6 protein-coding genes and 1 pseudogene are annotated in these 5,350 nt (G+C 64.1%); 6 read left to right on the top strand and 1 reads right to left on the bottom strand.

Features of this window, described 5'->3' with window-relative positions; genetic code table 11:
• The first annotated feature begins 131 nt into the window (after positions 1–131).
• The 6 genes from VRZ77_RS21530 (at position 132) to VRZ77_RS21555 (ending at position 5,174) form a co-directional block, all read left to right on the top strand.
• Entirely contained in the window at positions 132–764 is a 633-nt protein-coding gene (locus VRZ77_RS21530) for a glutathione S-transferase C-terminal domain-containing protein (RefSeq protein ID WP_414594612.1), read from the top strand.
• Positions 765–793: 29 nt separating this feature from the next.
• Complete coding sequence (locus VRZ77_RS21535) at positions 794–1,522, top strand: isochorismatase family protein (protein ID WP_414594613.1); 729 nt, start codon at positions 794–796, stop codon at positions 1,520–1,522.
• 280 nt (positions 1,523–1,802) lie between these two features.
• Entirely contained in the window at positions 1,803–2,150 is a 348-nt protein-coding gene (locus VRZ77_RS21540; protein ID WP_414594614.1) for a carboxymuconolactone decarboxylase family protein, read from the top strand.
• Positions 2,151–2,159: 9 nt separating this feature from the next.
• Positions 2,160–2,804: a reactive chlorine resistance membrane protein RclC gene (gene rclC / locus VRZ77_RS21545; RefSeq protein WP_414594615.1), complete on the top strand. Its 645-nt coding sequence runs from the start codon at positions 2,160–2,162 to the stop codon at positions 2,802–2,804.
• Between the two features lie 71 nt (positions 2,805–2,875).
• Positions 2,876–4,282 carry an aldehyde dehydrogenase family protein gene (locus tag VRZ77_RS21550; RefSeq protein WP_414594616.1) on the top strand — a complete coding sequence of 469 codons (1,407 nt, stop codon included), beginning with the start codon at positions 2,876–2,878 and terminating at the stop codon, positions 4,280–4,282.
• Between the two features lie 28 nt (positions 4,283–4,310).
• Positions 4,311–5,174, top strand: coding sequence for an aldo/keto reductase (locus VRZ77_RS21555; protein WP_414594617.1), 864 nt, complete (start codon positions 4,311–4,313; stop codon positions 5,172–5,174).
• Positions 5,175–5,240: 66 nt separating this feature from the next.
• On the opposite strand, the pseudogene VRZ77_RS21560 reads toward VRZ77_RS21555, so the two are convergent.
• Positions 5,241–5,350 (bottom strand): annotated as a pseudogene (locus tag VRZ77_RS21560) (IS630 family transposase); the annotation flags it as partial.

The raw sequence follows: 5,350 nt of genomic DNA on the forward strand, positions 1-5,350 counted from the left end.
GCCTTCGGCAAGGCCTATTCAAACGCGGAGGTTGCAGCGGTCGCCAACTACGTCACCGCCCGCTTCGGCGCGGTGCCCTCGACCCTCTCCCCGGACGACGTGGCAAAGCTGCGCGCCATGGAGTGACCCCTGTGAAACTCTACGTCCATCCCGGAGCAAGTTCACTCTCCGTCCATATCCTGCTGCGGGAGATCGGTGCGCCGTTCGACCTTGAGGTCATCAACGTCACGGCGAAGCGGCGGGCGGACGGCGGCGATTATCGGGAGATTGCGCCGCGCGGCATGGTTCCGCTGCTGGAGCTGCCATCCGGAGAGAGGCTCACGGAAAATCTCGTCATCGCGCAGTATGTGTGCGATGCCGCAGACCGCGAGGATCTCATGCCCGCCGCGGGCACGCTGGCGCGCTACCGCGTGATGGAATGGCAGAGCTTTGTCGCGGCGGAGCTGCACAAGAGTTTCATTCCTCTCAACTGGAAAATCGACGCGCCGATGCGCGAACTGGTGCTCGCCCGCATCCGCGGACGCCTGTCCTTCGTGGAGGAGGGTCTTGCCGGACCGTTTCTTACCGGGGAGACCTTCACCGCAGCGGATGCCTACCTCTTCGTCATCGCCAGCTGGACGCGTTTCTACGGTATCGACATTACGAGCCTGCCACGTCTTGGCGCGCTTTTGCGACGTGTGGGCGAGCGGCCCTCCGTGCGAGCCGCGCTCGTCGCCGAAGGGCGGGGCATGGTGACGCTCGACGATCCCGCCCCCGCGCCCTGATCTTCCCATCACCCCATCGGAGCTCCGCAATGAAGCCCAACTATCCCCCGAACTCGGCAGCGCTCTATGCCGACACCGAGACCCCCGTGCTGCCGAAGATGGAGATGACGCTGGATCTCGCCCGCACGGCGCTGGTGGTCATCGATCCGCAGGTCGATGTGATGAGCCCGAAGGGACTCGCCTGGCCCGCCGTCGGCGAAAGCGTCACCGAGAACAATCTGGTTCCCAACCTGGTGGAACTGTTCACCGCCGCCAAGCAGTCGGGCATCACGGTCGCGGTCTCGCCGCACTACTATTATTGCTGGGACCACCACTGGCGCTGGCAAGCGCCCTTGGAGAAATTCCAGCACGATGTGGGCGCCTTCGATCGCAAGGGCCCCTACACGGTAGAAGGCTTCCGCGCCTCGGGGGCGGATTTCATGGAGGAGTTCAAGCCGTTTATCGAGGACGGCAAGACCATCATCTGCTCGCCGCACAAATTGTACGGTCCCCAGGCCAACGACCTGAAGCTCCAGCTCGGCAAACAGGGGATCAATCAGGTGATCCTCGCCGGGATGCTGGCCAATATGTGCGTTGAATCGCATATGCGCGATCTGCTCGAGGCCGGCTTCGAGGTGGCCGTGGTGCGTGATGCGGTCGCCGCGCCCAAGCTGCCGGACGGTGATGGCTACCTCGCGGCCCTCATCAATTTCCGCTTCATGGCCAATGCCGTGTGGAGCACAGACGAGACGGTGCATCGTCTCACCGGCAGGGTATAACCTCGATAATCAGTACCAGCTTACAAAAGGGCGGGTCCGCACCAACAGGACGCGCCCTTTGCTTTAATTCGCGGCGCGCAACGCCTTCGTGCCAATCCGCAATCGTGTGCTGATCTCGGCATCGTCCGTGAAAATCTCAGCAAAAACAGCGACCTGCCAAACCCTCTCAGCTGAATAAGTATTCATATCGCACGGCATGGCTGAAAAGCCGTCTTTTACGTCCTAACGAAACGAGGAGGGCGGCTATTAAGTCTCCCGCAGACAGCGGAGACTTAATGATATGCACATGATGGACTGGAATACGTATCGCGACCAGGTTCTCGTAGGGGTCGGCGAGGTGGGCAAGCTCAGCCCCGATACGGTGCGCGGCTATGTGCAGCTTGGCGCAGCGGGCGGGAAGACAAACCATCTCGATGCCAAGACGCGTGAGCTGATCGCGCTTGCCTGCGCGGTCACGCTGCGCTGTGACGGCTGTATCACCGTCCATGGCCAGCAGGCCCTCAAGCTCGGCGCCACGCGTGAGGAAATCGCCGAGGCTCTCGGGGTGGCCGTCGCCCTCAACGCCGGCGCCGCCCTTGTCTATTCCACCCGCACCCTGGACGCGGTCGCTGCGGCCGGCGAAATCTGAGGCCTCGCCATGTACGCGCTTTATCGGCAGACTCTGACGCTCATCGCGGCCCCACTGTCCTTCCGTCTCGGCATCGCCGCTATGAAGGTGGCCATCGCGATTATCTTTCTCTGGATCGGTGCCCTGAAATTCGTGCCCTATGAGGCCGACAGCATCACGCCCTTCGTGGCGAACAGCCCCTTCATGTCGTTCTTCTACAACGAGCCGGCGGGCTACAAGGCGCATCTCACCCATGAGGGTGAACTCGACCCCGCCAAGCGTGCCTGGCAGACCGCCAACAACACCTATGGCTTCTCGCGCGGACTTGGTACGGTCGAGCTTGTCATCGGAGGCCTGACCCTTACCGGTCTCTGGAGCCGCAAGCTCGGTCTCGTCGGCGCCGCCCTCGCTTTCGCGACGCCCTTTGTCACGCTCTCCTTCCTCATCACAACGCCTGAAGCCTGGGTAGCGGCACTCGGTGATGCGGAGCACGGCTTTCCCTATCTTTCGGGTGCGGGACGGCTCGTGCTGAAGGATGTTGCGCTGCTAGCGGGGGCCTGGCTTGTCCTCGTGGCGACCGCCCGCGAGCTGTTGGTCGAGGTTGAGATCGAGACCAGCGCACTAGCAAAGCGGGACTGCTTCCTTGAACCGCCTGCGCCGTTGCGCCGCCGCTGAGTTCAAGGGCTTCGCGGCAGGGCCGCTTTCCTTGCCCTGAAAAGGAAGGCGTTCACATTTCGAGGCATTCCATGTCCCATCGTCTCCTTATCGACGGCCGGCTCGTCGCTGGCGCTCAGTCCCTCGACGTCATTGATCCGACACGCGCCGCCGTCTTCGCCCAGGCGCCGCGTGCCGATGCGGCGCAGGCCGAGCGGGCCATCGCCGCCGCCAAGCGCGCACTCGCCCATTGGACGGCACTCAGTTATGACGGCCGGCGCCCCTATCTCGAACGGATGGCGGATGCGATGGCCGCCAACCGCGACCGCATCGCCGAGACGCTGACGCGCGAGCGCGGTGGCCCCATCGCCGATTGCCGCGTCGAAGTCGAGCGCGCGACGGCCGCGATCCGCCATTTCGCCGCGCAGAAGCTGGAGGACCGCGTCCTCCGCCAGACCGATCAGGAACTGATCGTCGAGCAACGTTACCCGCAGGGCGTGGTGGTCGCGATTATGCCGTGGAACCGGCCGATAACGCTGCTGGCCTTCAAATTCGGACCGGCCCTGATCACCGGCAACACGCTCATCATCAAGCCGGCACCCAGCACGCCGCTCAGCACGCTGCTGCTCGGCGAGCTCGCCGCGGAGATATTCCCGGCCGGGGTGGTGCAGACGCTGGTCGATGCCAATGATCTCGGCCCGCTTCTCACCAGCCATCCCGACGTTGCGCATGTGAGCTTCACCGGCTCGACCCCCACGGGCAAGAAGGTGCTGGGCGCCGCAGCCAGCACGCTGAAGCGCTTCACGCTGGAGCTTGGCGGGAATGATGCGGCTATCGTGCTGGACGATGCCGATCCCGAATGGGCGGCGGACCGCATCTTCGCGTCGGCTATGATCAATGCCGGGCAGGTCTGTTATGCCGCCAAGCGCGTCTATGCCCCCCGCCGCCTGTTCGATGCTGTCGCCGGCGCACTGGCGCAGCATGCGGCCGCGGCGGTGCTAGGCGACGGGATGGACCCTAAGACAACCATGGGGCCGCTGCAGAACCGCATGCAGTACGACAAGGTGCTGGAGTTAATTGCGTCTGCCCGTGACGAGGGCGGCAACGTCCTCACAGGTGGTGAGCCCACCGGCCACGGCTTCTTCATCCGCCCCGCCATCGTCACCGGGCTCCCCGATAGGGCCCGGCTGGTTCGGGAGGAGCAATTTGGCCCGGTCCTCCCGGTACAACTCTATGATGATCTCGACGACGCCATCGCGCGGGCGAATGACAGCGACTACGGTCTGGGCGGCACGATCTGGACTGGTGACGTTCGCCGCGGCATCGCCATCGCCCGCCGGATGGAAACCGGAACGATCTGGGTGAACCAGCACATGTCGCTGCCGTTCGATGTGCCATTCGGCGGCGCCAAGCAGTCCGGAATCGGCCTGCAGAACGGCATCGAAGGAATGGAAGACATGACGCAGCTGCGGGTGCTCAACGCTCGGCTGGCCGCGTGACGCCAGGGAAACCGCAGGAGGACGTGACATGAACACGCTCGACGCAGCGAAGTCCGGAACCTTCGCCATCGGCGGCGATCTGGTGATCAACCGCCTGGGCTTCGGCGCCATGCGGCTCACCGGTCAGGGAATATGGGGGCCACCAAAGGACAGGGCAGGCGCCCTGGAGACCGTGCGGCGGCTGCCCGAACTCGGCGTCAACTTCATCGACACTGCCGATTCCTATGGCCCTGGCGTTTCGGAGGATCTCATCCGCGAGGCTCTCTACCCATATGGCGGAGTGAATGTCGCCACCAAGGGTGGCCTCACCCGCCCCGGCCCGGATCAATGGCGGCCCTATGGCGACCCGAATTATCTTGTCAGGCAGGCGGAAGGCAGTCGCCGGCGACTCGGCGTCGAGATCATCGACCTGTGGCAGCTTCACCGGATCGACCCGAGTGTGTCGCGCGACGCCCAGTTCGCAGCTGTCGCCGGCCTCATCGAACGAGGGATCGTCCGGCATGCCGGGCTGAGCCAGGTAGATGTCGCGGAGATTGAAGCTGCCCGTCGGTTCTTTCCGGTGGCGACGGTGCAGAACCTCTACAATCTCGCGGACCGCAGCAGCGAGGACGTCGTCGATTACTGCGAGAGGGAGGGCATCGGTTTCATCCCGTGGTTCCCGCTTGCCGCGGGTCGCCTGGTGGGGCCTGGCTCGCATTTGGATAGCATCGCGAAAGCGCACGGCGCGACGCCGGGCCAGGTCGCACTCGCTTGGCTGCTGCGGCGCAGTCCGGTGATCCTGCCGATCCCCGGCACGGCACAGGTAACGCATCTGGAGGAAAATGTCGGGGCGGCGGCTCTCACGCTAAGCGACGCGGAATTCGCCGCTTTGAACGAGGCAGGGGGCGGCTGAGGTCTTCATCAGAGATATGGGTCAAGTCCGACTGAACCGGCCCGCGTTTTCTAGAGCATTTTCGGTTTAATCCGGCTCATACCCAGCCGCGGCGAAGAAATTTGCGGCTTCGTTTGGCGTGACGAGGTCGATGAGGCGGCCGATGGCGTCCCATAAGGCCGGGATGGATCGCTCGG

Source organism: Ancylobacter sp. G4_0304, assembly GCF_047501495.1.
Classification (GTDB): domain Bacteria; phylum Pseudomonadota; class Alphaproteobacteria; order Rhizobiales; family Xanthobacteraceae; genus Ancylobacter.

What these genes read in the sequence shown, in the direction of transcription:
- VRZ77_RS21550 (WP_414594616.1), top strand. Translation starts at nt 2,876, where the DNA reads ATGTCCCATCGTCTCCTTATCGACGGCCGGCTCGTCGCTGGCGCTCAG.
- VRZ77_RS21535 (WP_414594613.1), top strand. Translation starts at nt 794, where the DNA reads ATGAAGCCCAACTATCCCCCGAACTCGGCAGCGCTCTATGCCGACACC.
- rclC (WP_414594615.1), top strand. Translation starts at nt 2,160, where the DNA reads ATGTACGCGCTTTATCGGCAGACTCTGACGCTCATCGCGGCCCCACTG.
- VRZ77_RS21555 (WP_414594617.1), top strand. Translation starts at nt 4,311, where the DNA reads ATGAACACGCTCGACGCAGCGAAGTCCGGAACCTTCGCCATCGGCGGC.
- VRZ77_RS21540 (WP_414594614.1), top strand. Translation starts at nt 1,803, where the DNA reads ATGCACATGATGGACTGGAATACGTATCGCGACCAGGTTCTCGTAGGG.